The sequence below is a fragment of the Microbacter sp. GSS18 genome, from assembly GCA_029319145.1.
Lineage (GTDB): Bacteria > Actinomycetota > Actinomycetes > Actinomycetales > Microbacteriaceae > Microbacterium.
Genome location: CP119753.1, coordinates 122,002 through 144,857, shown reverse-complemented (window position 1 = coordinate 144,857; position 22,856 = coordinate 122,002). Strand labels below are relative to the sequence as shown.

26 protein-coding genes and 1 pseudogene are annotated in these 22,856 nt (G+C 71.7%); 16 read left to right on the top strand and 11 right to left on the bottom strand.

The features are described 5' to 3' along the window. Window positions 1-38 precede the first annotated feature (38 nt). Complete coding sequence (locus tag P0L94_00690) at window positions 39-380, top strand: YciI family protein (GenBank protein ID WES64600.1); 342 nt, start codon at window positions 39-41, stop codon at window positions 378-380. Window positions 381-391: 11 nt separating this feature from the next. On the opposite strand, the gene P0L94_00685 is transcribed toward P0L94_00690, so the two are convergent. Further along, window positions 392-664: a YkvA family protein gene (locus P0L94_00685; GenBank protein ID WES64599.1), complete on the bottom strand. Its 273-nt coding sequence runs from the start codon at window positions 662-664 to the stop codon at window positions 392-394. A gap of 96 nt (window positions 665-760) precedes the next feature. On the opposite strand from P0L94_00685, the gene P0L94_00680 reads away from it, so the two are divergent. Together P0L94_00680 and P0L94_00675 are read left to right on the top strand one after the other, a co-directional pair. After that, window positions 761-937: a hypothetical protein gene (locus tag P0L94_00680; protein ID WES64598.1), complete on the top strand. Its 177-nt coding sequence runs from the start codon at window positions 761-763 to the stop codon at window positions 935-937. Beyond that, a complete protein-coding gene (locus P0L94_00675) occupies window positions 934-1,323 on the top strand; it encodes a type II toxin-antitoxin system VapC family toxin (GenBank protein ID WES64597.1) in 390 nt (129 codons plus the stop codon). Before P0L94_00680 ends, P0L94_00675 begins: the two co-directional genes overlap by 4 nt. Here the strand turns inward: P0L94_00675 and P0L94_00670 are convergent. Next, window positions 1,320-2,084: a Pr6Pr family membrane protein gene (locus P0L94_00670; protein ID WES64596.1), complete on the bottom strand. Its 765-nt coding sequence runs from the start codon at window positions 2,082-2,084 to the stop codon at window positions 1,320-1,322. The genes P0L94_00675 and P0L94_00670 overlap by 4 nt on opposite strands. Window positions 2,085-2,644: 560 nt before the next feature. Here P0L94_00670 and P0L94_00665 point away from each other — a divergent pair. From P0L94_00665 to P0L94_00655, 3 genes are all read left to right on the top strand, one after another. Next, complete coding sequence (locus P0L94_00665; protein WES66339.1) at window positions 2,645-2,848, top strand: cold-shock protein; 204 nt, start codon at window positions 2,645-2,647, stop codon at window positions 2,846-2,848. Window positions 2,849-3,041: 193 nt separating this feature from the next. Then, on the top strand, window positions 3,042-3,323 hold the full coding sequence (locus P0L94_00660) for a hypothetical protein (GenBank protein WES64595.1): 282 nt from the start codon (window positions 3,042-3,044) through the stop codon (window positions 3,321-3,323). Window positions 3,324-3,341: 18 nt separating this feature from the next. Continuing rightward, a complete protein-coding gene (locus P0L94_00655; GenBank protein WES64594.1) occupies window positions 3,342-5,063 on the top strand; it encodes a BTAD domain-containing putative transcriptional regulator in 1,722 nt (573 codons plus the stop codon). Between the two features lie 27 nt (window positions 5,064-5,090). On the opposite strand, the pseudogene P0L94_00650 reads toward P0L94_00655, so the two are convergent. Then, a pseudogene (locus tag P0L94_00650) lies at window positions 5,091-6,536 on the bottom strand (cryptochrome/photolyase family protein). Window positions 6,537-6,649: 113 nt separating this feature from the next. Here P0L94_00650 and P0L94_00645 point away from each other — a divergent pair. The 4 genes from P0L94_00645 to P0L94_00630 all read left to right on the top strand — a co-directional run bounded on the left by P0L94_00645 (window position 6,650) and on the right by P0L94_00630 (window position 9,228). Further along, entirely contained in the window at window positions 6,650-7,921 is a 1,272-nt protein-coding gene (locus P0L94_00645) for an NAD(P)/FAD-dependent oxidoreductase (GenBank protein ID WES64593.1), read from the top strand. A gap of 117 nt (window positions 7,922-8,038) precedes the next feature. After that, window positions 8,039-8,491, top strand: a complete 453-nt coding sequence (locus tag P0L94_00640; protein WES64592.1) for a hypothetical protein — start codon at window positions 8,039-8,041, stop codon at window positions 8,489-8,491. Between the two features lie 150 nt (window positions 8,492-8,641). Further along, the gene (locus tag P0L94_00635; GenBank protein WES64591.1) at window positions 8,642-8,863 is read left to right on the top strand and encodes an antitoxin; all 222 of its coding nucleotides are present in this window, start codon (window positions 8,642-8,644) and stop codon (window positions 8,861-8,863) included. After that, window positions 8,860-9,228, top strand: coding sequence for a type II toxin-antitoxin system PemK/MazF family toxin (locus P0L94_00630; GenBank protein ID WES64590.1), 369 nt, complete (start codon window positions 8,860-8,862; stop codon window positions 9,226-9,228). The genes P0L94_00635 and P0L94_00630 overlap by 4 nt, the downstream gene beginning before the upstream one ends. Before the next feature lie 3 nt (window positions 9,229-9,231). Here the strand turns inward: P0L94_00630 and P0L94_00625 are convergent, their stop codons facing one another. Next, window positions 9,232-9,966 (bottom strand): aminoglycoside 3'-phosphotransferase, encoded by a 735-nt coding sequence (locus P0L94_00625; protein WES64589.1) that lies wholly within the window; start codon window positions 9,964-9,966, stop codon window positions 9,232-9,234. Window positions 9,967-10,199: 233 nt separating this feature from the next. On the opposite strand from P0L94_00625, the gene P0L94_00620 reads away from it, so the two are divergent. The 3 genes from P0L94_00620 to P0L94_00610 all read left to right on the top strand — a co-directional run bounded on the left by P0L94_00620 (window position 10,200) and on the right by P0L94_00610 (window position 12,759). Beyond that, window positions 10,200-10,517, top strand: coding sequence for a hypothetical protein (locus P0L94_00620; protein WES64588.1), 318 nt, complete (start codon window positions 10,200-10,202; stop codon window positions 10,515-10,517). A gap of 364 nt (window positions 10,518-10,881) precedes the next feature. Continuing rightward, window positions 10,882-11,862, top strand: a complete 981-nt coding sequence (locus P0L94_00615) for an acyl-CoA desaturase (GenBank protein WES64587.1) — start codon at window positions 10,882-10,884, stop codon at window positions 11,860-11,862. A 57-nt stretch (window positions 11,863-11,919) separates the two neighbouring features. Then, window positions 11,920-12,759, top strand: coding sequence for an NADPH-dependent oxidoreductase (locus P0L94_00610; GenBank protein ID WES64586.1), 840 nt, complete (start codon window positions 11,920-11,922; stop codon window positions 12,757-12,759). Window positions 12,760-13,170: 411 nt separating this feature from the next. Here P0L94_00610 and P0L94_00605 read toward each other — a convergent pair whose 3' ends face one another. Further along, window positions 13,171-13,818, bottom strand: a complete 648-nt coding sequence (locus P0L94_00605) for an SDR family oxidoreductase (protein WES64585.1) — start codon at window positions 13,816-13,818, stop codon at window positions 13,171-13,173. A 114-nt stretch (window positions 13,819-13,932) separates the two neighbouring features. Here P0L94_00605 and P0L94_00600 point away from each other — a divergent pair, with 114 nt between their 5' ends. From P0L94_00600 to P0L94_00590, 3 genes are all read left to right on the top strand, one after another. Next, the gene (locus P0L94_00600; GenBank protein WES64584.1) at window positions 13,933-14,331 is read left to right on the top strand and encodes a VOC family protein; all 399 of its coding nucleotides are present in this window, start codon (window positions 13,933-13,935) and stop codon (window positions 14,329-14,331) included. A gap of 127 nt (window positions 14,332-14,458) precedes the next feature. After that, window positions 14,459-15,793 (top strand): hypothetical protein, encoded by a 1,335-nt coding sequence (locus tag P0L94_00595; protein WES64583.1) that lies wholly within the window; start codon window positions 14,459-14,461, stop codon window positions 15,791-15,793. A gap of 43 nt (window positions 15,794-15,836) precedes the next feature. Next, window positions 15,837-16,247 carry an HNH endonuclease signature motif containing protein gene (locus P0L94_00590; GenBank protein WES64582.1) on the top strand — a complete coding sequence of 137 codons (411 nt, stop codon included), beginning with the start codon at window positions 15,837-15,839 and terminating at the stop codon, window positions 16,245-16,247. A 26-nt stretch (window positions 16,248-16,273) separates the two neighbouring features. On the opposite strand, the gene P0L94_00585 is transcribed toward P0L94_00590, so the two are convergent. The 6 genes from P0L94_00585 to P0L94_00560 all read right to left on the bottom strand — a co-directional run bounded on the left by P0L94_00585 (window position 16,274) and on the right by P0L94_00560 (window position 22,847). Next, the gene (locus P0L94_00585) at window positions 16,274-16,894 is read right to left on the bottom strand and encodes a TetR/AcrR family transcriptional regulator (protein WES64581.1); all 621 of its coding nucleotides are present in this window, start codon (window positions 16,892-16,894) and stop codon (window positions 16,274-16,276) included. Then, the gene (locus P0L94_00580) at window positions 16,881-19,325 is read right to left on the bottom strand and encodes a PEP/pyruvate-binding domain-containing protein (protein ID WES64580.1); all 2,445 of its coding nucleotides are present in this window, start codon (window positions 19,323-19,325) and stop codon (window positions 16,881-16,883) included. The genes P0L94_00585 and P0L94_00580 overlap by 14 nt, the downstream gene beginning before the upstream one ends. Window positions 19,326-19,413: 88 nt before the next feature. Beyond that, the gene (locus P0L94_00575; protein ID WES64579.1) at window positions 19,414-19,677 is read right to left on the bottom strand and encodes a hypothetical protein; all 264 of its coding nucleotides are present in this window, start codon (window positions 19,675-19,677) and stop codon (window positions 19,414-19,416) included. A 79-nt stretch (window positions 19,678-19,756) separates the two neighbouring features. Next, window positions 19,757-21,448, bottom strand: coding sequence for an AarF/UbiB family protein (locus P0L94_00570; GenBank protein ID WES64578.1), 1,692 nt, complete (start codon window positions 21,446-21,448; stop codon window positions 19,757-19,759). Between the two features lie 33 nt (window positions 21,449-21,481). Continuing rightward, the gene (locus P0L94_00565) at window positions 21,482-22,060 is read right to left on the bottom strand and encodes a PadR family transcriptional regulator (protein WES64577.1); all 579 of its coding nucleotides are present in this window, start codon (window positions 22,058-22,060) and stop codon (window positions 21,482-21,484) included. 136 nt (window positions 22,061-22,196) lie between these two features. Next, a complete protein-coding gene (locus P0L94_00560; protein ID WES64576.1) occupies window positions 22,197-22,847 on the bottom strand; it encodes a GNAT family protein in 651 nt (216 codons plus the stop codon). Between the last annotated feature and the right edge of the window lie 9 nt (window positions 22,848-22,856).

Here is a 22,856-nt window from a genome sequence, read left to right as displayed (position 1 = left end):
CTAGGCTTCTCGCGGCGACAGCGAAGAAGGAGTCGGCGATGGCGAAGTACCTGATCTCGTTCCCGAGCGGGGCGATGCAGTTCCCCGACGAGGACCTGCCCGCGGTGTCCGAAGCCGCGCACGCCGTGATCCGCGAGGCGAAGGCAGCCGGCGTCTGGGTGTTCGGCGGCGGCATCGATGAAGACATCCCGCCGGTCAGGGTCTCCGAGGACGGCACCGTCACGGCGGGCACCTACGCCGAGACCGCGAGGATCGAGGGCGGCTACACCGTCCTCGAGGTGCCGACGCGCGAGGCCGCAGTGGAGTGGGCTGCGAAGATCGCGGCCGCGTGCCGCTGCGCGCAGGAGCTCCGGGCGTTCCATGACGACCCGGAGTCCTGAGCTGCGGCGCCTCAGGCCTGCGACTGTCCGCCGCCGGTGTCGCGAGAGGCCTTCTTCGCGGCGTCGACCTCGGCCTGCCAGCGTCCCTTCTCGCGCGCGAAGAGCACGGCGAAGACGCCCCAGATGCCGAGATCGTCGACGAACCCGAGCGGCCCGAGGACGAGTTCGGGGATCAGGTCGATCGGCGCGAACGTGTAGATGGTGGCGGCGATCGCCGCGACCCACGTCGTCGGCGCGACGCGATGCTCGCGCTTGCGCACCGCCCGAAGGAACTGCCACCACATGTCTCCAGTGTGCGGCATCCCGGCATCGACGGGCCGGGTCTGGCGGCGAGCGTCACCGTCGTGTATGCGCCCGGGCACCAATGGTCGGCCGTAGCTGTGAAGCGGCAGGGGCGCTCGCTGCAGCAATACCTGTCGATCGAGCTCGCGAAGCTGGTCGCCCAGCCGACGCCCGCCGAACTGTTCGCCGAGATCGAGGCACGGGGCGGGGGTGTCGACGTCGAGCCGGCAGACATCGTCGAGGCGGTCCGACGCGGACGCGAGCGGATGCCGTGATCGTCGTCGACGCGTCGGTGCTGGTCGATGCGCTGATCGGCTCGGCTCGAGCGACCCCGGTGCGCTGGAGACTCGAGGCCGACGACCTGGTTGCGCCGGACATCGTCGACGTGGAGGTCGCTTCCGCGCTGCGTGGGCTCGCCATCGCGCAGCGCGTGGACGAACGCGCGATGGAGGGTGCCGTGGCAGACCTGGGACGGCTGCGGCTGCAGCGGCATCCGCCTGCCGTGCTGATCAGTCGCGCTCTGAGCCTGCGGGCGGACCTCACGGTGTTCGACGGTGTCTACGTGGCGCTCGCCGAAGCGCTCGACTGCCCGCTCATCACCTTCGATCCACGCATCGCCGCAGCCCCCGGTATCCGCTGCTCGGTGGAGATACCCGGCTAGCTCGCCGGACCTCGGCACAATCCGGACGACGCCCGCGCGCGCAGGTCGGACACGGACGCCTGTCCTGCATCCGCGTCCGCTTCTGCCTCGCCCCGCCCGTCCCCCACCCGGCCGAGCGCCCGGTCGATCGCGACGACGACGAAGCCCACGGCCTCGAGCGCGATGGTGAGAGCGAGGATCCAGAGCGCCACGCCGCCCGGGCCCAGCGTGTCGAGATTCATGAACGGATACGGGTACCGCACGCCCGGGGCGAACTCGCCGCCGACCGACCCGAACACGAACGCGAACGCGAGGTACCCGAGCGGGATGAGCGCCCACAGCAGCGGGTCGCGCCACCGCATCCGCCCCTTGGGGGTGAACAGCAGCCAATCGAGGATCACCAGCGCCGGCGCGACCACGTGCACGAGCGTGTCGGTGAGCGTGTACGCCTGATACGAGCTGTCTTCGGTGAGCGTCGGCACCAGCACGATCGTGTAGACGAGCATCGTGACGGTGACGGCCATGAGCACCGCCCCGTGGAACTCCGGCGACGGATTCGACAGCCCGCGAGGTCCGCGCGTGAGGAGATCTCGCACGGTCGCCGCCGCCACGGTCGCCATCCACGCCAGGGCCAGGACGTTGCTGAGCGCGGTGAAGTACAGCAGCGTGCGCCAGCTCGGGTCGGGCGTGAACAGATCGAGCAGGCGGATGACGCCGGTCGCAATCAGCACGACCGCGACGATGCGGAACGCCACGGCGACGGGGCGGAACGGGATGGCCACGACACGACCCTAGGCCCGCTGTCTTCGTCGGACTCCGACACACACAGGCGCCGCACAATCCACTCGTGTAGGCTGAACTCACCCAACCGGGTATGCACGCGTCCCTCTCTGCCTCATCGTGGAGCCGCAGAACGCCTGACGCCCGACCGTCACATCGAACGGTTTCACCCAAACTCGACTTACGCGCACCACCGCACCCGCGACGCCGGCGCGCGCCAGAAAGACCCTTGACTCTCACAGCATCCGCATCCCTCCCTCCGTCGAGCGCGCCCGCGCTCGAGTGGCGGCAGGCCGACCACGACGTTTTCGTGGCGACCGCCGCCGGCGAATACGCCGGGTTCATCGCCGTCACCCCGCGTGGTTACGAGGCCCACGGCGCCGTCGGCGACGCCCTCGGCGTGCACGAGACCCGCGACCTCGCGGGCCGGGCCGTCGCGGCATCCATCACCCGCAAAGCCCCCACACCTGCGCGCCCCGCGCACCTCACACGTCCGCTCCGCACACGTCGGAACGGCACCCCCGGCCGCTCACGCGGCCCCAGCAGAAAAAGGAAAGACACGATGGCCACTGGCACCGTGAAATGGTTCAACTCTGAGAAGGGCTACGGCTTCATCGCTCCCGATGACGGCTCGGCCGACCTCTTCGCGCACTTCTCCGCGATCACCGGCTCGGGATTCAAGAATCTCGAGGAGAACCAGAAGGTCGAATTCGACGCTGAGCGTGGCCCCAAGGGCATGCAGGCGGCGAACATTCGCCCGCTCTGATCTTCGCGCGTCAGCCCGGGTCGGCCCTGCATGGGGTCGGCCCGGGCTGACGTGTTCCCGCGGCCTCGTCGCGGAGTGCACTCGGGCGTGTGACGGCCCCGCAGAAAGAATTCAGAACCTCACACGGCGCGTCACACGCCGTCCTCGGATGCTGTCCTCACGACCTCACCGGATCATGAACGAAGGACACATCATGTGCACGATCGACCTCGCCACCACCCTCGACGACCTCGCCCACGCCATCGCCCAGGACGGCGCCGAAGCCCACCACGCCCAGCTCGCCTTCCTCGCCGAGGAGGCGCGCGGCGACGCCCCCGCCGCCGCCGCAGTCCTCGCCGACCCGCTGGCCCCTGACGTCGTGCGCCAGCGCGCCTTCGGTCTCGTCCACGGCGTCCTGGTTCGCCAGGAGCGCTCCGGCCGGAGCCTCGCCACGGCGGCGCGCCGCGTGGCGGAGCTCTATCGCCTCGCCGCGTGACCCCGATACCGTGAGCGCGTGCTGCGCATCCACCTGATCGGCCGCCCCGCCGCCGAGCGCGACGGGGTGCCGATCGCGGGTCCGCGCGGCCACAAGTCCTGGGCGCTCCTCGCACGGCTCACCCGCTCGGCGGACCCGGTCTCTCGACAGGTGCTGGTCGACGAGCTGTTCGCCGAGGCCGACGACCCGTTCGCGACGCTCCGCTGGACGCTCGCAGAACTCCGCCGCAGTCTCGGTGCTCCGGACGCGTTCGCCGGGAACCCCGTCGCGCTCGGCCTCGACGACGCCTGGATCGACGTCCGCGACATCTCGCCCGATACCGCCGCGCTGGGGCCGGTCACCGGCGGATTCCTCGACGGCATCGACGTGCGCGGCTCGGCGGGCTTCGAATCGTGGCTGCTCGTCGAGCGCAGCCGCATCGACGGCGAGATCTCCGAAGCGCTGCGGCAGGCGGCGCTGCGCGCACTGTCGGCTCGGCAGCACGGCCGCGCGATCGAGCTCGGCCAGGCGATGGTCGCCCGCACGCCGCTGGACGAGGGCGCGCACGTGCTGCTCGTGAAGGCGCTCGCCTCGGCCGGAGAAGCGGATGCCGCCGAGCGCCAGGTCGCGGCCGCAGAAGCGGTCTTCCTCGACGAGACGGGCGTCCCGCCGTCGCCCGCCCTCCGCGACGCCGCGCGCACCGGCGTCGCCTCCCCAGCCCTCGGCATCCCGGCACGCGCCACCGCAACAACACTCCTGCAGGCGGGCATCGCCGCGGTCGCCGCGGGCGCCGCGGACGCCGGCGTCGAGTGCCTGCGCGGAGCCTCGGCCGCGGCGGAGTCCGCCGAGGACCCGGCGCTCTACGGCCGCTGCCTGACCGAGCTCGGCACGGCGCTCGTGCACTCGGTGCGCGGCTACGACGACGAGGGCGCCATCGTCCTGCGGCACGGCGCCGACCAGGCGCAGACCGCCGGCGACGAGCAGACCGAAGCGACCGCGCTCGGCGAACTCGCCTACCTCGACGTGATCGCCGGCCGCCGTGCGAACGTGATGCCGAACCTGCGAGCAGCGCGCGAGCTGCATCCGCACGATGCCGAGTTCGCGGCACGACTGGCGGGATTCGAGGCGATGCATCTCAGCGACATGGGTCGGCTCGCCGAGGCCTCGGACCGCTTCGCCGAGGCGGCCGAGCTTGCGCGGGCGGCGCGGGCCCCGGTGCGGGAGGCGTGGATCCTCGGCGTCGGCTCGCGCACGCACTACCTGCTCGGGCGCTACGACCTCGCCGAGGAGTGGGCCGACCGGTCGTGCGAGCTCGCGGAAGCGGCGCAGTGGAACGCGTTCCTCCCCTGGCCGCAGGCGTGGCGCGCGCACGTGCTGCTCGCCCGCGGCGATGAGCCGGCGAAGGTCAGGGACGGGCTGTCGGCCACGTTCGCTATGGCGTGCCAGATCGGCGATCCCTGCTGGGAGGCGATCTCGGCGAAGGCCCTGGCCCTGACCTACCTCGACGAGGGCGACCACGGATCCGCGCTGGAATGGCTCGCGCGCGCGATGAACCAGTTCCGCCGCAAGCCCGACACGTACATGTGGGTGGCGATCGAGATCCTCGTGACCGAGGCGCAGGCGGCGCTCGGCGCCGGGGACCTCGCGCACGCCGAGGACGCCGCGCGGCGGGCGGTGGCCGAAGCCGCGACCCACTCGATGGACGAGCTGCTCGGCCGCGCCCTCGCTGCGCTCACCGAGGTCGGCACGGCCCGGGCGTGACCCGATGCCCGCGGTGGGCACGGTGACTCACCCGTCCCGCCGCCTGCGCATCTGCGCGAGCGGCATCGCGAGGCGGTGGTTGCCCGTCAGCTGCTCCTCCTGCCGGTCGAGGAAGTCCCAGTACGCGGTCGTGAAGGCCGACTCGCGGGCCTCGCGCTCGCTGCCCCACCACGACCCCATCTTCTGCAGGTAGGCCCCGCCCGAGATGTACGGCTTGGTGGCGACGCCGCCGCCGTCGGCGTATTGGCTCATGCCCTGCACGTTCGGCACCATCACCCACTCGTAGGCGTCGACGAACAGCGCCTGGAACCAGTCGAACACCGACCGGGGCGCGTAGCCCTGCAGCAGCATCCAGTTGCCGAGCACCATGAGCCGCTCGATGTGATGCGCATAGCCCCACCGATGCACGCGGGTGAGCACCGTGCGCACCGGCACCGGAATGTCGTCGGGGACCTCACTGCCGGAATACCACCACGGCTCGAGCTCGCGCGCGAGACCGAAGTGGTTGGCCTCGATCAGGGCGGGTCTCGTCCGGTAGGCGCCGCGCATGTACTCGCGCCACCCGATCACCTGGCGCACGAACCCCTCGAGCGACGCGATCGGCACGTCGTCGCGACGGCTCAGCGCAGCCTCGACCACCTCGTCGACCCGCAGCAGCCCGGTGTTCATGAGAGGACTCAGCACGCCGTGGAAGAGGAACGGCTCGCCAGCGGCCATCGCGTCCTCGTACCGCCCGAAGCTCCCGAGCCGGTGGGTGACGAAGTCGTCGAGCCACGCGCGCGCACCCTCCGGCGTCACCGGCAGCCAGAAGTCGGCCGCATCGCCCGGGTGATCGGCGAACCGCGCGGCGACCTCGACGAGCACGCCCCGCGTTATCGCATCCGGCTCGGGGACCGGCAGCGACGGCACCTCGATGCCGTCATTCGGCAGCGGCTCGCGGTTGTCGGCGTCGAAGTTCCAGCGCCCACCGGCGGGCCGCTCGCCATCCATGAGGATGCCGGTGCGCTTCCGCTGCGCCCGGTAGAAGTCCTCCATCGACGAGGACGGATGCTGCGCGAACCACGCGTCGACATCCTCGGCCGCGGTGAGGAACAGCTCATCCGGATACACCCGCACCTTCACGCCGGCGTCGCTACAGATCCGGCGCAGCCGCGCGTCGATGCCGCGGTCGGTCGCGCTCATCTACGCGAGGCCGTCGATGTCGTGCTCGCGCAGCATCCGCTTCACGGCAGCGCCGACGCCGACGCCCTCGGTGTGGGCGAGCGTCAGCCGCTCGACGCGTCGGCCCGCGCCCTCGAGCCGGTCGGCGGTGTGGCGCAGGCCCGACAGCAGCAGCGCGATCTTGTGCGCGTGGTACGGGCGCCGGCGGAACGCGGCGTCCGACTCGACGATGAGGAACACGTCGATGTCGGAGTCGTCGAGGGCCGGATGCCGCTCGAACAGCTGCGTCGCGAGCACCAGCGCAGCCTTCATGACGAGCGTCCCCCTCCGGCGCTGAGACGTCGCGCCACCCGTCATGACCCTATGCCGCCAGGCGGGTGCCGGGGCCGGCCCGTGCGCTTCGTCTGGCCCCTATGGTGGCGGGTATGGAGTCCCCCGATGTGGTCGTGATCGGTGCCGGGCTCGCGGGGCTGCGCGCCGCGACCGTCCTCGCCAAGAGCGGCCACGAGGTCGTCGTGCTCGAGGCGGAGGACGTCGTCGGCGGACGTCAGCGCACCGACACCGTCGACGACTTCCTGCTCGACCGCGGGTTCCAGGTCCTCAACCCGGCGTACCCGGCCGTGCGGCGCCTCATCGACGTCGACGCCCTCGGGATGCGCTCGTTCCCCGTCGGCGTGCGCGTGCGGCGCGAGGACGGGGTGGCTCTGCTCGGGCATCCGCTTCGGCATCCGCTCTCGATCGCGCCGACGCTGCGGAGCGGGCTCGTGAGCCCGGCGGATGCCGTGGCGCTCGTACGCTGGGCGGGGCCGGCGCTGTTGCAGCCGGGGCGGGTGAAGCGCGGCCCCGACCGGTCGCTGCGCGGAGCGTGGGATGCCTTGGGTCTGCGCGGACCGATCAGGGACGAGGTGCTCGAGCCCTTCCTCGCGGGGGTGCTCGCCGACGACACCGGCGAATCATCGGACGCGTTCGTGCGGCTGCTGATCCGCATGTTCGCGCTCGGGCGGCCGGGGGTCCCCGAGCGCGGCATCGCAGCGCTGCCCGCCCAGCTCGCGGCCACTGCACAGACCGTCGGCGCACGCATCCGTCTCGGCGAGCGCGTGACCGGCATCCGCTCCCGGGGCTCGGCGGTCGAGGTCGCCATCGACGGCGGCGATACGCCGCGCCCTCGCGCCGTCGTCGTCGCGGTGGGGCCCGAGGCCGTCTCCTCCCTCGTCGACGTCCCCGCGCCCGAGACACGCGGGCTCCAGACGTGGTGGTTCGAGGCGGACGGCGCAGCGCCGGCATCCGCTCTGCTGTCGGTCGACGGACGCCGCCACGGTCCGGTCGTCAACACCGTCGTGATGTCGCGCACCGCCCCGTCCTACGCACCGGCCGGCCGGCACCTCGTCGAGGCGACGTGCCTGCTGCCGACGGCGGCGCGCACCGATTCCTCGGCGGCGCCGACCGAGAAGCACGTGCGGGCGCACCTGACCGAGATCTGGGGAGCGGATGCCGCCTCGTGGCGATTGCTGCGCCGCGACGACATCCCGCACGCGCTCCCGGCCCAGCGTGCGCCGCTGCGCCTGACCGCTCCGGCCCGCGTCACCGACGGCGTCTACGTCGCCGGTGATCACCGCGACACCGCGTCGATCCAGGGCGCGCTCGTGTCGGGTGAGCGGGTCGCGCGGGCCGTCCGATCGGACCTTCACGGCGGGTAGCACCCGCCGTGCCGCGGCTCCGCCAGCCTGGACTTTGCGCGCCTGGACGCCGGATACTTCTACAAGACGTCGCATCGTGCTCACGTCGTTGCGAGCGACTGATCTGTGGGGAGCACCATGAGCAACGTCGACCCGGCCACCGACACCGGCCGTTCCGCCGTCAGCCGGCGGACCGTGGTCAGAGGAACCGCGTGGGCTGTGCCGGTAGTGATGGTCGCGGCCGCTGTGCCGGCATTCGCCGCCTCGCAGCTGGTCAGCGTGGACTCCGCCGGCGTCGGCTGTCACGTCGTTCAGAATCCGCCGGATGCCATTCGCGCCTACATCATGTTCACCGGAGCGGACGGAATCAACGTGAGCGTCACCGGGGTGACCGCCGAGAACGCGACCCCGACCAACCTGCCCGTTTCCGGGGTCATCGCCTCAGGTCAATGGGAGGCCGAGGTCCACTTCCAGACGACCGCGGCCTTCCAGTACGCCGGCCGAGTCCTGACGGTGAGCTATACCGCGAACTCCCAGCCGCAGCCATCGGCACAGGTCGTCATCCCGGCGTTCACCGCGCGGTGCCCCTAGCCCCGACTTCATCGGTCGCGGCGCGGGACGGCGCTGCGGCTTCACACCGGCGACCTACGTCGCCTCCCACAGCCGCTGGCAGTAGTCCCTCGGGACCGCGCCGAACGGCACACGGTAGCAATCACGTTGCCACCGAAGGAGCATGAAGGCATGTCGTACGCCAAGGTCAGTCTGAGCCTCAGCGATGCCGACGTCGCCTTCCTCGACTCCGAGACCCTGTCGGGCGCCTACCCGAGCCGATCGGCGGCCGTGCAGGACGCCGCGCGGATGCTGCGCGAGAGCCGCCTCGCGGATGCCTACGCCCAGGCCTTCGAGGAGTGGGACGACGACGCGTGGGATGCCACATCGGGCGACGGGATCTCAGCCGCGTGAGCGATGCGCTCCCGCTCCTCCGACGCGGACACATCGTGCTGGTGAATCTCGACCCCGCGGTCGGCTCTGAGGCAGCGAAGACCCGCCCCGCCATCGTCGTGAGCAACAACACCGCGAACGCCAGTGCGCTCCGCAGCGACCGCGGCGTCATCACCGTGGTTCCCCTCACCTCGAACGTCGCACGGGTGCATGGGTTCCAGGTGCTCGTGGATCCCGAGAGCTCCGGGCTCACCCGCACATCCAAGGCGCAGGCCGAGCGGGTCCGGACGGTCTCGATCGCACGCGTGAGCGCCGTCACGGGGTGGCTGGGTGCCGAGCAGATGGGCGCCGTCGACGCCGCGCTGCGCCTCCATCTGTCGCTCTGAGCGCTACGTCGCCTCCCACAGCCGCTGGTAGTACTCCATCCGCACCGCGTCGAACGGAACGCCGTACGCCTCGACGAGCGCGTGCTCCCAGCCGGGGCCGTAGTTCCAGCCGGTGCTGAGCGCCGCGACGGCGATGTCGGCCCAGCGGTCGGCGACGCCGAGGGCGCCGAGGTCGACGTGCGCCGTCCACATGCCGGCATCCGAGATCAGTGTGTTGGGGGCACACGCGTCGCCGTGGCACACCACGAGGCGATCGACGGGCGGTGGCGTACGCAGGTCGGCGGGAATCCGGATGCGTCGGGCGCCGGCTTTCGCAAACCTCGTTTCGACGTCCCATCGGAACGGGCAAGCGGCGACCGGCAGGCTGTCGTGGAGCGCCCGCAGTCCTTCGCCGATCGCCCGCACCGCCGTCGCGGCGTCCGCGATCCAGCGGGGGTCGACAGCGCTCCGGCCGGGCAGCGCCGCGGTCACGAGCCACTCATGCGTGTCGTCGCCTCCGACATCGAGCACGCGCGGCACCGGCGTGAACGGAGCGGCCCAGCGCATCCGCGCCGCCTCGTCGGCCATGGTGGTCTCGGCGCTGCGGGGACCGTACTTGATGAACCGCGCGCCGTCGGCATCCGTCGCCTCGAAGGTGACGCCGCCATCGTCGTTGCGCCACACCGGGGCCAGGCGCGCGGAGCCGGCGAGCTCGCGCACCCGCGCCGGAACGTCGGCGTCGGGTGCAGGGATGCTCATGCCGACATGATGCCGGTTTCCTCCCCGGGCACGCTCGGCCGGCGACCTGTCCACACACGCAGGCCACCCTCGGCATCGACGGCCGCGCGTCGCCAGAGTGTCCGCATGGCGCTCGGCCGCCATGCGGACGCGCGACAAGCGCCTGCACGACCGAGCCCACGTCCTCGGTGTCGCATGGCAGCCGTCCGACTGACGACCGCCCCGGTCCGCCCATCCGGTGGTTGACTGGGCGCATGCAGGCCGACCGCACCGACACCGCCGTCGCGACGATCGTCGCGGCCGACGCCGTGGACAAGCTCGAGGCCCTCACCGCGATCGCGGAGGCCGTCGGATCGCGCGTGATCGGCGCCGGGACCTCGACCCCCACCATCCCGCTCGCCGACGGCGTGTGGGCCCAGATCGAGATCCCCAAGTTCGGCGAACCGCCGCCGCTGGCGATCGACGTCCATGCCACGTCCGGTCTCGACACGGCGCGGCATCATGCCCGGCGACTCGCCGACACGCTCGCGCACGCGACGACGTGGTCGCTGAGCCTCATGTTCGAGGGCTGAGCGCACGAAGCCCCGCGCTGCAGCGCCCCCGGCGAGGCGGCATCGCGGTGGTTGCGAGTCGCCTCGGCGGTGCGTTGCTGAAGGGCCTCGCTTCGTGCACGTATGCCGACGGAAGCCTGGGAATCGCCCTATATTCCGGCCGCGCCATGGGGGACCCCGTAGCCTGGCATCAGCGATCGGCAACCGCCTTTGGCTCCGCAACGGCCAAAGCGGTCACGATCGAAACCGGGGTATCCCCATCTCTTCCAGCACCCTCGAGCCGCGGCTCGGACCCATCCGCCAGACCTACGCCGGCACGAAGGACTTCCCGCCCATCAATCGGGCCTACACGGATGTCGCGCAGATCGCCCGCGAAACCGGCCTGATGCGCCGAGCGCCGTGGTTCTACGGAATCGTCGGCATCGCCATCGCGCTCGGATTCGGCGGCGCCGTCACCGGCTTCGTCCTGCTCGGCGACAGCTGGTTCCAGCTGCTCATCGCGGGCGCCCTCGGCATCCTGTTCACCCAGGTGGCCTTCCTCTCGCACGAAGCGGCCCACCGGCAGATCCTCGCCTCCGGACCCGCCAACGACAAGCTCGCACGCGTGCTCGGCAACGGCATCGTGGGCATGAGCTACTCGTGGTGGGCCAACAAGCACACGCGCCATCACGCCAACCCCAACCGCGTCGGCAAGGACCCCGACATCGAGGTCGACACGATCTCGTTCCTCGACACGGATGCGGCGAGCGCCCGCGGCCTCCGGCGTCTCATCACCCAGCGCCAGGGGTGGCTGTTCTTCCCGCTCCTCACCCTCGAGGGTCTGAATCTGCACTTCCTCGCGTTCCAGCACCTGTTCAGCCGGCAGCCGGTCAAGGGCAGGTTCATCGAGCTGGGGCTGCTGGCCGCTCGCTTCGCGATCTTCGTGGTGCCGGTCTTCATGTTCCTGCCCCTCGGGATGGCGTTCGCGTTCCTGGGTGTGCAGCTCGCGGTGTTCGGCGTCTACATGGGCGCCTCGTTCGCCCCGAACCACAAGGGCATGCCCGTCATCGCGCCGGACGCCAAGCTCGACTTCTTCAGCAAGCAGGTGCGCACGTCGCGCAACATCGGCGGCGGCTGGTGGGCGACATGGCTCATGGGCGGACTGAACTACCAGATCGAGCACCACCTGTTCCCGAGCATGGCTCGCCCCCACCTGGCCAAGGCGCGCGAGATCGTGATCGATCAGTGCCGTCACCTCGACGTGCCGTACACCGAGACGTCGCTGTGGCGGTCGTACGGCATCGTCATCGACTACCTCAACCGCGTCGGCCTCGCGGCCCGCGACCCGTTCGACTGCCCCGTCACGGCCACCTACCGGCGGGCGTGACGCGCGCGACCGCCGGCCGCCGGGAATAATCCGGCCACTGCCGCGGTCGTTCACAGCATGACTCCCGCCGACGCGACGACTGCTCCCGACATCCTCGACCAGACCCTCGCCGCCCGGTACGGCGACGCCGCGCCCGAGCCGACGCCGTCGATGAACGACGTGATCGCGTTGCAGCTGCGGCACCGCTCGGTGCGCAGCTTCACCGCCGAGGACGTCGCCGACGACGACATCACGGCGATCATCGCGGCCGCACAGTCGGCGGCGACGAGCTCGAACATGCAGGCGTGGTCGGTGATCGAGGTGCGCGACCCCGAGCGCAAGGCGAAGGCGTCCGTGCTCGCGGGCGACCAGCAGTTCATCCGCGACGCCCCGGTGTTCCTCGTCTTCGTCGTCGACTGGGCCCGCAACCGCATGATCGCCGAGCGGCGCGACGCACCGACCGGCGGCATCGACTTCCTCGAGAGCACGCTCGTCGGATTCGTGGATGCCGGCATCGCGGCCCAGAACGCCGTCATCGCCGCCGAGTCTCTGGGGCTCGGCACCACCTACGTCGGATCGGTGCGCAACAACCCCGAGGAGCTCAGCGACCTGCTCGGGCTTCCCGCAGGCGCGTTCCCGGTCGCCGGCCTCGCGATCGGCCACCCCGACCCATCCGATCCGGCCGGCGTCAAGCCGCGCCTCCCCCAGGCGGTCGTGCGGCACCGCGAGACCTATCAGACGCCGGATGCCGATGCGATCGCCGAATACGACGAGACGGTGGCCGCGTACTACGCCACCCAGGGGCGTGCGCGGCCGTGGACGCCGACGGTGCTCGCGCGCGTGCGGAACGCCGCGAGCCTGCACGGACGCGCGCGGATGCGCCAGGCGATGGAGAACCGCGGGCTGCGCTCGGAGTGATGTGCGGGCCCGGCGCGCAGAGGCCGGGGCGAGAACGAGCCAGCGGCGCGCGACGGCGCCGAATCCGGGGACGGCCGAACCGCACCCTCGGGTATGACCCGCGTGCGCAGAGCGCACCGCGCCGACAGTCGGCCGCACGGTCGCGCAGCGCGATCCGTGGGGGGACGGAGCAGCGCGCGCCGGGCCGACAACGCTGGAACGTATGTCGGATGGGGGGCGTCGGGTCGGGCGCAGCCCGGCCGAACGGGGAGTCGGCGCTCGGTCGAGACCGGCGCGCTCCCCCTGTCACCGCAATCGGCGACAGGACAATTCTACCCATTGTGGTCAGACCACAGCTGAGAACGGCATAAGAGTTACCGATGGACCCGCCGTGAACGTCACGACGACCGGCGGCCCGCGCCTATCCGGCCGTCAGTCGGAGATCGCCGCGGCGATCTCGTCGTCGCCGGCGTTGAAGCGGATGGTCCGCCCGATGGTCGAGTCGTCGGCGATGGTCGCGGCGATCACGGCGGCGACATCCGCGCGCGGCACCGTCCCCGCCGACTCGGCGTCCGCGTCGATCCGGCCCGTCGGCTCGTCGAGCGTGAGCCCGCTCGGTCCCAGGATCGTCCAGTCCAGACCGCTGGCACGCAGGTGCTGGTCGGCCGCCGCCTTCGACTCGGCGTACGCGAAGAACGAGTGGTCAGGCGGCACCCCGTGGTCCGGCCTCGCCCCGAAGTACGACACCATCACGTAGCGACGCGCACCGGCCGTCGCGGCGGCGTCGATCGAGCGGATCGCGGCATCGCGGTCCACCGCGTAGGTCCGCGCCGGGTCGCCGCCGCCCGCGCCGGCCGACCACACCACGACATCGTGACTGCGCATGAGCTCGGCCAGCTGCGCCGTGTCCATCGTCGCGACGTCCGCCACGAGCGGCGCGGCTCCCGTGGCGACGACGTCGGGCGCGTGCTCGGGATTGCGGATCACCGCCGTGACGGTGTCGCCGCGCCGCGTGAGCATCGGCTCCAGCAGCAGCGCCACTTTGCCGTGGCCACCGATGATCAGGATGCGTTCGGACATGGAGCTCCTCTCGCCTGCTCCTCCACACTATTGCGATGCACGACGGCGAGGGCCGGATGCATCGCACGGCGCGAGGCCTTCCCCCTGTCGGCGGCCCGCCCTACCGTGGGCATCATGACCGGACTCACGCCGTACCTGCACTTCCCGGGCACCGCACGAGACGCCCTCACCTTCTACGGAGACGTCTTCGGCGGCGATCTCGAGATCAACACGTTCGAGGACTTCGGGCGCAGCGACGGGCCCGGCGACGCCGTCGCTCACGGGATGCTCAATGGTCCCGTCACGCTCTTCGCGGCCGACGCCGGGCCGCAGGACGCCCCGCTCGGTCTTCAGGGCATCATGTTCTCGCTGCTCGGCACCGCTTCACCAGAGGTCCTCAGCCACTGGTTCGCCGCCCTGGCAGAGGAGGGCGGGACGATCCTGGACCCGCTGCAGCAGCGCCCGTGGGGCGACTTCGACGGCCAGGTGACCGACCGGTTCGGCGTCACGTGGCTCATCGGCTACGAGGGCTGACGCCGCCGACCACCCCGGCGGCGGCTCATCGGGGTTGCGCGACCGCGCGGAATGGCGCACGCGCCCCCGCCCGCGCTCCCCTAGGCTGGCGGCACCCGAGCAATGCCGCCCGCGCAGGAGATGCCGCATGGACCGCACCCCCGAGAACGAGCAGCCGACCCCCGAGACCGTCCCGGACGCGACCGCGGGAGTCGGCGAGCCAGAAGCGGACGCCACGAGCGCCGACGCGGCCGAGACGACGCGCATCGACGCCCCGGGGGGCGACGAGGACTCATTCGAGACCGTCCGCCTGAACCGCGACTCGCTCGACGCCGACAGCTTCGACACGGTCCGCATCACACCCGCGCCCGACAACACGGATGCCTTCGACACGGTGCAGCTGGACCCGCCGCGACAGACCGACGAGGAGTTCGCCGCCCTCGGCCTGCCGACGCACACGCACGCGACCGACGCTTACAACACGGTCATCATGCCCCCGCCCGAGCCCGCGCCCGCGGCGCAGGCGGCGGAACCCGCTCCGGCGACGGGCGAGGTCGCCGCGCAGAAGACCCGTGACCCCGATGCGCAGCGCTGGTGGGCGACGCTGCTCGCCCTCCCCGCCGGAGTCTTCGCGGCGCTCATCGGCCTCGGTCCGTGGGCGCTCACCGGCGCGCGCCTGCCGCTGCAGGACCTGTGGGTGGACGCGACACCGCAGTCCGCCATGCCGTTCGCGCTGCTGCCGCTGAGCCAGACGACGGTGATCCCGGTGTTCTCGTACCTCATCGTCGGGGCCGCGCTCGCCGGCATCCTCGGCCGCGCCCTGCACCTGCGCGGCGTCGGCCTGTTCCTCCTCGAGATCGGGGTGCTGGGGATCCAGGGCTGGGCGGCGGTGCAGGCCACGATGGTACTGCGCGAAGGCCTGCAGGACCGGTTCGAATCGGCGATGTACATCGTGGGACTGGTCACCGGCACGAGCCTGTCGATCCTCAGCGGCGTGCTGGTCACGATGCTCATCGCCGCCGCCCCCCGCGCCGGCGCCCTGCTCGGTCTCACCGCCGGCGCGATCGGGATGACCGCGTGGACGACCACGCTGCTGTTCACGACGGGAGTCACCAGCAGCGCGTTCGCCGGCGTGATGCTGATCGTCCCGTGGATCGCGCCGGTGCTGACGGGGCTCGCGATGGCCTGGACGGGGCTCAACACCGTGGGCCGCGTGATCTCGGCGATCGTCGCGCTCGCGATGATCTGGATCGCCCCGGCCGTCACGACCGCCGTCGCCAACGCGCTCGGCAACCGCGTGATCTTCCGCAACGGCGACGACCTGCTCGCCTACGGCTCGAGTGTGTTCCGCTCCGCGCTCACCGAACCGTCGATCTCACTGCCACCGGTCATCGTCGCGGCGGCCATCGGCGCGGTCATCGCGGGCGGCATCGCGCTCATCCGCGTGCTCACGACGCAGCGGGACGTTCCGGCGACGCGCTGACGGCTGCCGCCGTGTCACGACGATGGACGGATAGCCTTCGGTCATGGCCGTCCGTCAGACGCGCAAGGCGCGCGCCGCGCGCCGCCGGTCGCGCCGCGTCGCGGCATCCGGCAGCGATCTCACCGACGCGCAATGGCAGCTCATCCTCGACGCGTGGGAGTGCTGCGCGTATTGCGGCGGCGAAGGGGCGGCATTGCAGAAGGACTGCGTGCTGCCGATCTCGCGCGGCGGCCGGTACACGCTCGAGAACGTCGTGCCGGCGTGCCGGTCGTGCAACGCCAGCAAGTGCAATGACGAGGTGACGTCGTGGATGCGGCGACGCCGGCTCGACGAGCCCGCGTTCCTGCTGACATGGGCGACCATCGTGCGGGAGCTGCGGGAGCTGCGGGAGCCGCGGGAGCCGCGGGAGCCGCGGGAGCCGCGGGCAGAGGAGCTGCGGGCGGAAGTTCCGTAGGGAGCGCTTCGTCTTGCCGCGGCCGCTCAGCGGCCGGGAGCCGGATGCGCCGGGACCGGGGCCGACCCCAGCAGCGGCATCGCGACGTCGTCCACGATCTGCACGAGGTACGCGTCGTCGACGGCGGCGCCGTGCGTCAGGAAGCGGTGCTGCAGCAGCGCGGGGGCCGCGTGCAGGCGAACGGGCGGCGGATCCGGATCCACGGCCTCGCCGCGCTCGACGGCGCGTCGCACGATCTCGCGCATCATGCTCGCGCTGCCGCCGCGCGAGCCGTCGGCGATCGCCGGAGCCGCCGCATCCGACAGTGACTCCGAGACGATCCCCCGCAGCGCCTCGCCCGCCGGGCCCTGCATCTCGCGCGCCATCGTGCGGAACAGCGCCAGGAGGTCGGCGCGAAGCGTGCTCGGCTCGGCGGGCAGCACCGGCTCACCCACCAGCCGGTACGCGGCCTCGCGCACGAGCTCGACCTTGGTGGGCCAGCGGCGGTAGACCGAGATCTTGCCGGCTCCCGCGCGCCGCGCGATGCCGTCCATCGTCATGGCGGCATAGCCGACGTCGCGCAGCTCTTCGATCGCCGCGTCGACGATGGCATCCTCGAGCGCGGCTCCGCGCCGGCGCGGCCGGCTGCGGTGGTCACCCCCGGCCATCACTGTCGTCCTCCGCGAGCACCACCCCGCGATCGCCGTCGACGATCACGCGCTGCCCCGTCGTCAGCACGGCGGTGCCGGTGCCGGTGCCCATCACGGCGGCGATGCCGTACTCGCGCGCCACGATCGCCGCGTGCGACGCCAGTCCGCCGTTGTCGACGACCACTGCCGCCGCCCGGGCGAACAGGGGCGTCCACGCCGGATTCGTCGCGGGGCACACCAGCACCTCGCCGGCCCGCAGGGTCGCGAACTCGTCGGGACCCTGCACGATGCGCACCGGGCCCGACGCCCGGCCGCCTCCCCCGCCGACCCCGTTCGCGAGCGCCCCGTCGACATCGCCCCGGCCGAGGTCCGGATACAGCGTGGTCGGCGCGATCAGCGAGGAGCCGGCGAGCTCGGCGAACGCCGCCCGGCGACGCTCGACGATCGCGCGCAGGTCGGCGCGCGCGTCGTCGGGGCCGCGGAGTCCGCGCAGGTCCTCGAGCGTGAGGAACCAGATGTCGCCCGCGTCGTCGATCGCGCCGGCATCCGTCAGGCGACGTCCGAGCTCGGCGATCACGTCGCGCACGACCGGCATCGTGCGGGTGAGCTCGAAGTGGGTGTCCTCGCGCACGGTCACACCGGCCGAGGCCTTGTGCACGAGACGTCGCACCCGGTCCTCGGAGTGCGTGCGGCGGATGAGCGGATGCCGCAGCACGGCGTCGAGGGCCGCGGCCGCCGCGGCATCGTGGTCCGGCCGCGCGTCGGCGTCGCCGTCGAGCATCACGGCGACGAGGGCCATCACGGTCTCGGGGGAATCCGACCACGTCGGGTCCTTCGGCAGCAGCACGCTCGACGTCTCACGATGACCGAACCGGCCGAGGAAATCGTCGAGAGCTTCCCGCACGTCGCCCGCCACCGGTTCGCTCCGCACGAGGTCGTACAGGGCGGGGCCGTCGAGACCCGTGGCCCGGTCGGCGAGACCGGCGGCGCGGATCCGGTCGGCGATGCCGGCGAGAGCGGCGTTCGCCTCCTGCGTGGCCGTCTTGGCGTCGAGAATAAGGGTCGAGAACAGCTCGCGCCGCCGGAGCAGCGTCAGCAGCATCCGCAGTCGCACCATCGCACCGCCGGCGGCGGGCAGGTACTCCACGCGCAGATCGGTCATCAGATCGCTGACACTCCCCGCCTCGGCCGGCATGTCGAGGAGCTGCGCCCACGCGGCCCGCCCGAGGTCGCGGGCGGCGAGCGCGTCGACCTCGGCTTGGAAGCGGGCGCGGCGCGGATCGTCGAACCACGCCCGCGGATCGCGCCCGAGGCGCGACAGGGTGCGCACGATGCGCTTGGGCACACGCCGGGTCGGCTCGGGGTTCGGCGGGATGAACTGCTGCACGATCGCGTCCTCGGCCGGCAGAACGTCGCGCAGCGAGAACCGGGCGCCGACGACGCCGCCGACGAGCTTCTCGACGTGCGGACCGACGTTCGGCTCGATCCACGCGCTCACCTCCATCGGGTACGGCCGGCGCGGCACGAGCTCGAGGATCACCGGCCCGGTGATCCGCTGTCGCCGCGTGAGCGCGATGGGCGCGGGCGGCAGCGCCGTCATGGGCCGAGCCTGCAGGATCGAGATCCGATCGCCCACGACCGCCCACTCGATGTCCTGCGGACGGCCGAAGTGCGCCGCGATGCGTCGCCCGTGGTCGGCCAGGCTCGACAGCTGCGTGTCGGTCAGGCGCGTCGCCACCGGCGTCGACACCGTTTCTGTTCCGCCGGCCGCGCTCTCGCGGATCACGGTCTCGGCGCGGCCGGCGTGCCGCTCGATCACGCGCCCGTCCGCGCCGACCACCGCGTGGTCGGGGGTCACGAGCCCCGACACGACAGCTTCGCCGAGCCCCGGATTCGAGTCGATGACGACACGGTCGCGCGCCCCCGTGACGGGGTCGGCGGTGAACATCACCCCCGCGAGATCTGCGGGCACCATGCGCTGGACGACCACGGCGATCGACACGGTTCCGTCGTCGACACCCAGCCGCGCCCGGTACGCGATCGCGCGCTCGGTCCACAGCGACGCCCAGCAGCGCCGCACCGCGTCGAGCAGAGCATCAGGACCCTCGATCCCCAGGAACGTGTCCTGCTGCCCCGCGAACGCCGCCCCGGGGAGATCCTCGGCCGTCGCACTCGAGCGCACCGCGACGCGCCCCTCACCGAGCTCTGCGTAGCGGGACAGGATGCCGTCGCGCACCGCTTCGGGCATCTCAGCCGCCAGCACCGTGTCGTGCGCCGGCCCTGCAATGCCGGCGACCGCGTCGCGATACGCCCCTGTCGTCACGACGAATCCGGCGGGCACGGCGAACCCGGCGCGCACGAGTTCGCCGAGGTTCGCACCCTTGCCGCCCGCCGTGTCGAGATCGGCGGCGGTCAGGTCGGCGAGGGGGAGACACCAGTCGTCAGTCATGTCTCCCAGCCTAGATAGTGAACGCATCGTTCACAATCACGCGGGGATGCCAGAGCGTCACGGCCGCGGCGAACCGATCGCGGTCCGGTCAGGGACCGGACCCGAAGGTCAGAAGCAGCGGCACGGCGAGGCCGATCACCCACAGGGCGATGAAGGCGATGCCGCCGATCAGCAGCAGCCGGCGCTGCCTGACGGGCATGTCGCCCCACAGCGAGTGCCGCACGACTTCGCGGTTCGCCTCGTGCACGACGCGACGGATCTCGGGATCGCCGGTGTCGAGTCGCCCTTCGCGGGCATGACGGGCGATCTCCTCCGCCTCCTCGGGAGACAGATCGTCATCCGATGCCGGCATGGCTGCCCTCTCGGCGCCGGTGCGCCCAGCGCCCTCGTGGCCAGTCTAGGTCGCGTTCGGCGTCGCGAGGCGGGCGCGGCTAGCGCGGCCCGCGACGCCCCACGCCGGAGAAGATCGCCGCGAGGCCCGGTGGGATCGACAGCAGCATGAGCGTCGTCCCCCACGCCGCCTCGGACCCGTACAGCAGCGCGCCGCCGACGAGCAGCGACCCGAAGACGGCTCCCCACACGCCGCGGCGCGCGAGGCGCTCGAGACGGGCGAATCTGCGGTCCAGACTCGACATGTCGACCGCGAGCTTGCCGTCGTCGAGCTTGGTGACCAGGTCGTCGACGCGCCGCGGCAGCCGCGCCACGATGCCCGCCACGCTCGAGACCTCCTTCGCGACGGACTGCACGATGTTGCCGCGCTCCTCGCGCAGCAGCTGCTGCGCGTACGGCTCCGCCGCGTCCCACACGTTGAAGGCGGGATCGAGCGAGCTGCACAGGCCCGACGTGAGCGAGACCGCGCGGATGATGAGCAGGAAGTTCTCGGGCAGCTGGAACGGCATCGAGCGCATCGTCTCGCCGAACTCGACCGCGAAGTCCTCGAACTCGCGGACGTCGACCTGCTGAAGCTCGGAGAACGCCATGCCTCCGAAGCGCGAGAACAGCTCGCGCATCGCATGCTCGAGCTCGCCGGTGTCGGCGGTGGGCAGCAGCACGCCCATGTCGCGGATGGCGCCGACGAGCTGTCTGCTGTCGCGCCCCGCGACCGCGATCATCAGCTGCCGCATGCCGCTGCGCAGCCGATCCGGAACCTGGCCCATCATGCCGAAATCGACGAAGGTGAGCGCGAAGCCCGGACCGTCCGCGGCCTCCGGAGTGGGAGTCACGAACAGATTGCCCGGATGCGGATCGGCGTGGAAGTAGCCGTGCGCGAACATCTGGTCGAACATCACGTCGGCGAACACACGGGCGACCTCGCTCGGGTCGATCCCGGCCGCCCGGAGCGCCTCGTGGTCGTTGATCTTGATCGCCGAGACGTCCTGCAGCGTCAGCACGCGTCGCGTCGAGCGCTCCCACGCGACCTCGGGCACACGCACACGCGGGTCGCCGGCGAAGTCCTCCGCGAAGCGCGCGGCGTTGGCGGCCTCGTGGATGTAGTCGATCTCCTCGAGGCTCGTCGCGGCGAACTCCTCGATGAGCGCGGGCAGGTCGACGTGCTGTCGCACGATGCGCACGCGGTTCATCAGCCGCGCGACGCGGCGCAGAGCCGTGAGGTCGATCGCGACGATGTCCTCGATGCCGGGCCGCTGGATCTTCACGACGACGCCCGCGAACCCGGTGTCGTCGGCATCCGACTCGAGCAGCGTCGCCCGATGTGCCTGACCGAGGGATGCCGCCGCCAGCGGAGCCGGGTCGACCGACGCGAACGCGTGATCCAGCGACCGTCCGAGCTCCGATTCGGCGAGCGACCGGATGGCCGCGAAGTCGACGGGCGGGACCTCGTCCTGGAGGCTCTCGAGTTCGCTGGTGATCTCGGGGGGCAGCACGTCGAGACGGCTCGACATGAACTGGCCGACCTTGATCATCAGTCCGCCGAGCTCGACCGCCACGTCATGGAAGTTGCGGGCGATGCGCCGCATGCGCTCCGATCGGCCGCGCGCCGCGAACGGTCCGAGCCCCACCCGCGGCAGGAACAGCTCGAACCACCACGCCTGGACCATGTACCGCCAGGCGAACCGCATGATGCGGCGGTAGCGGGCGCGCGCGGCCCGGGCGTCGGTCGTCATGTCTCCATGATGCCGACGTTCGGGCGGCACGGATCAGTCCTCGGCGAGGATCGCGTACAGCCTGCGGCGCGCTTCTTCGAGCACCGCGACGGCCTCGTCGACCTGCTCGCGCGTGCCTGCCTGGCCCACCTGAGCGGCGGCCTGGGCGAGCTTGGCGCCGGCCTTGGGCAGCGCCGTGGCGCGCGCGGCGTCCTTCATCATGGGCGACTCCCACGGCGCGGACTTGTCGGCGGCCGCGGCGGCCTCCTCCTTGCCGGCATCCGTCAGCGAGTACACCTTCTTGTCGCCGGAGGTCTCGGCCGTGATGAGACCCTCGTCGGCCAGCATCTGCAGCGTCGGGTACACCGAGCCGGGGCTCGGCTTCCACATGCCGCCGGAGCGCTCCTCGATCTCGTGGATGATCTGATAGCCGTGCATGGGCTCTTCGGCAAGGAGCGCGAGGACCGCCGAGCGGACGTCGCCGCGGCCCATGCGCATGCCGCCGAAGCGCTGCTCGAAGCCTTCCTTGAGCTGGTCCATGGCCTCCCAGATGTCGGAGCCCGAGAAGCCGCGCCCGAATCCGGAGCCGGGTCCGCGCCGCGATCCTCCGCGGTCGCCATAGGAATCGTTCATGATGACCTCCTCACAGGGATGATGTCGCCTGATACACGGGCGATACCTACCGATATATCGTTAACGCGTGCTCGGCAACAGGGGCATCGGGCATTTCACACGAGCCGCACAGGTTCGCGCACCCGGCCCGGCGACGTCAGTCGGCGCCCAGCAGCTGCCGCCTCGCCGGCTCCACGCCCTCGACGCCGAGCTCCCAGTCGGGGCGCCGGAACAGCTCGGGCGTGATGCGGACGCGGATCTCGTCGGCCACCTCGCCGGGCTTGGGGCGGGCGCGCGTACGACCGTTGAGCTCGTACCCGAGCTTTCGCGACACCCCGAGCGAGGGCGCGTTCCACGCGAACGCACTGGACTCCGCGACCTCGGCTCCGAGATGGTCGAACGCGAACATCAGCAGCCCGGCGCGCATCTCGGTGCCGAGGCCCTGACCCTGATGCGCCTGCGTGAGCCACGAGCCGGACTCGATCGTGCGCCGATCGGCGAAGTGCACGGCGCCCACGTCCTGCACGCCGATCGGCACGCCGTCCCGCAGCACGGCGAAGCTCACCGTCCACTTCTGCGGACCCGCCCCGACGCGCAGGCCCCAGTGGAACTGCACCATCGAGCGTGCCAGGGCGTCGGGCTCGGCCTCGGACCACGGCGAAAGGAACGGCAGCCGGCCGGGCTCATGGATGCCGGCGACGGCCGCGTCGACGAGCCCCGGGAAATCCTCGTCCCGCACCGGGCGCAGCACGAGCCTCGGCGTCTGCAGCCGCAGACCGAACAGCGGCCAGATGCGCTCCATGTCCATGGCGCCACG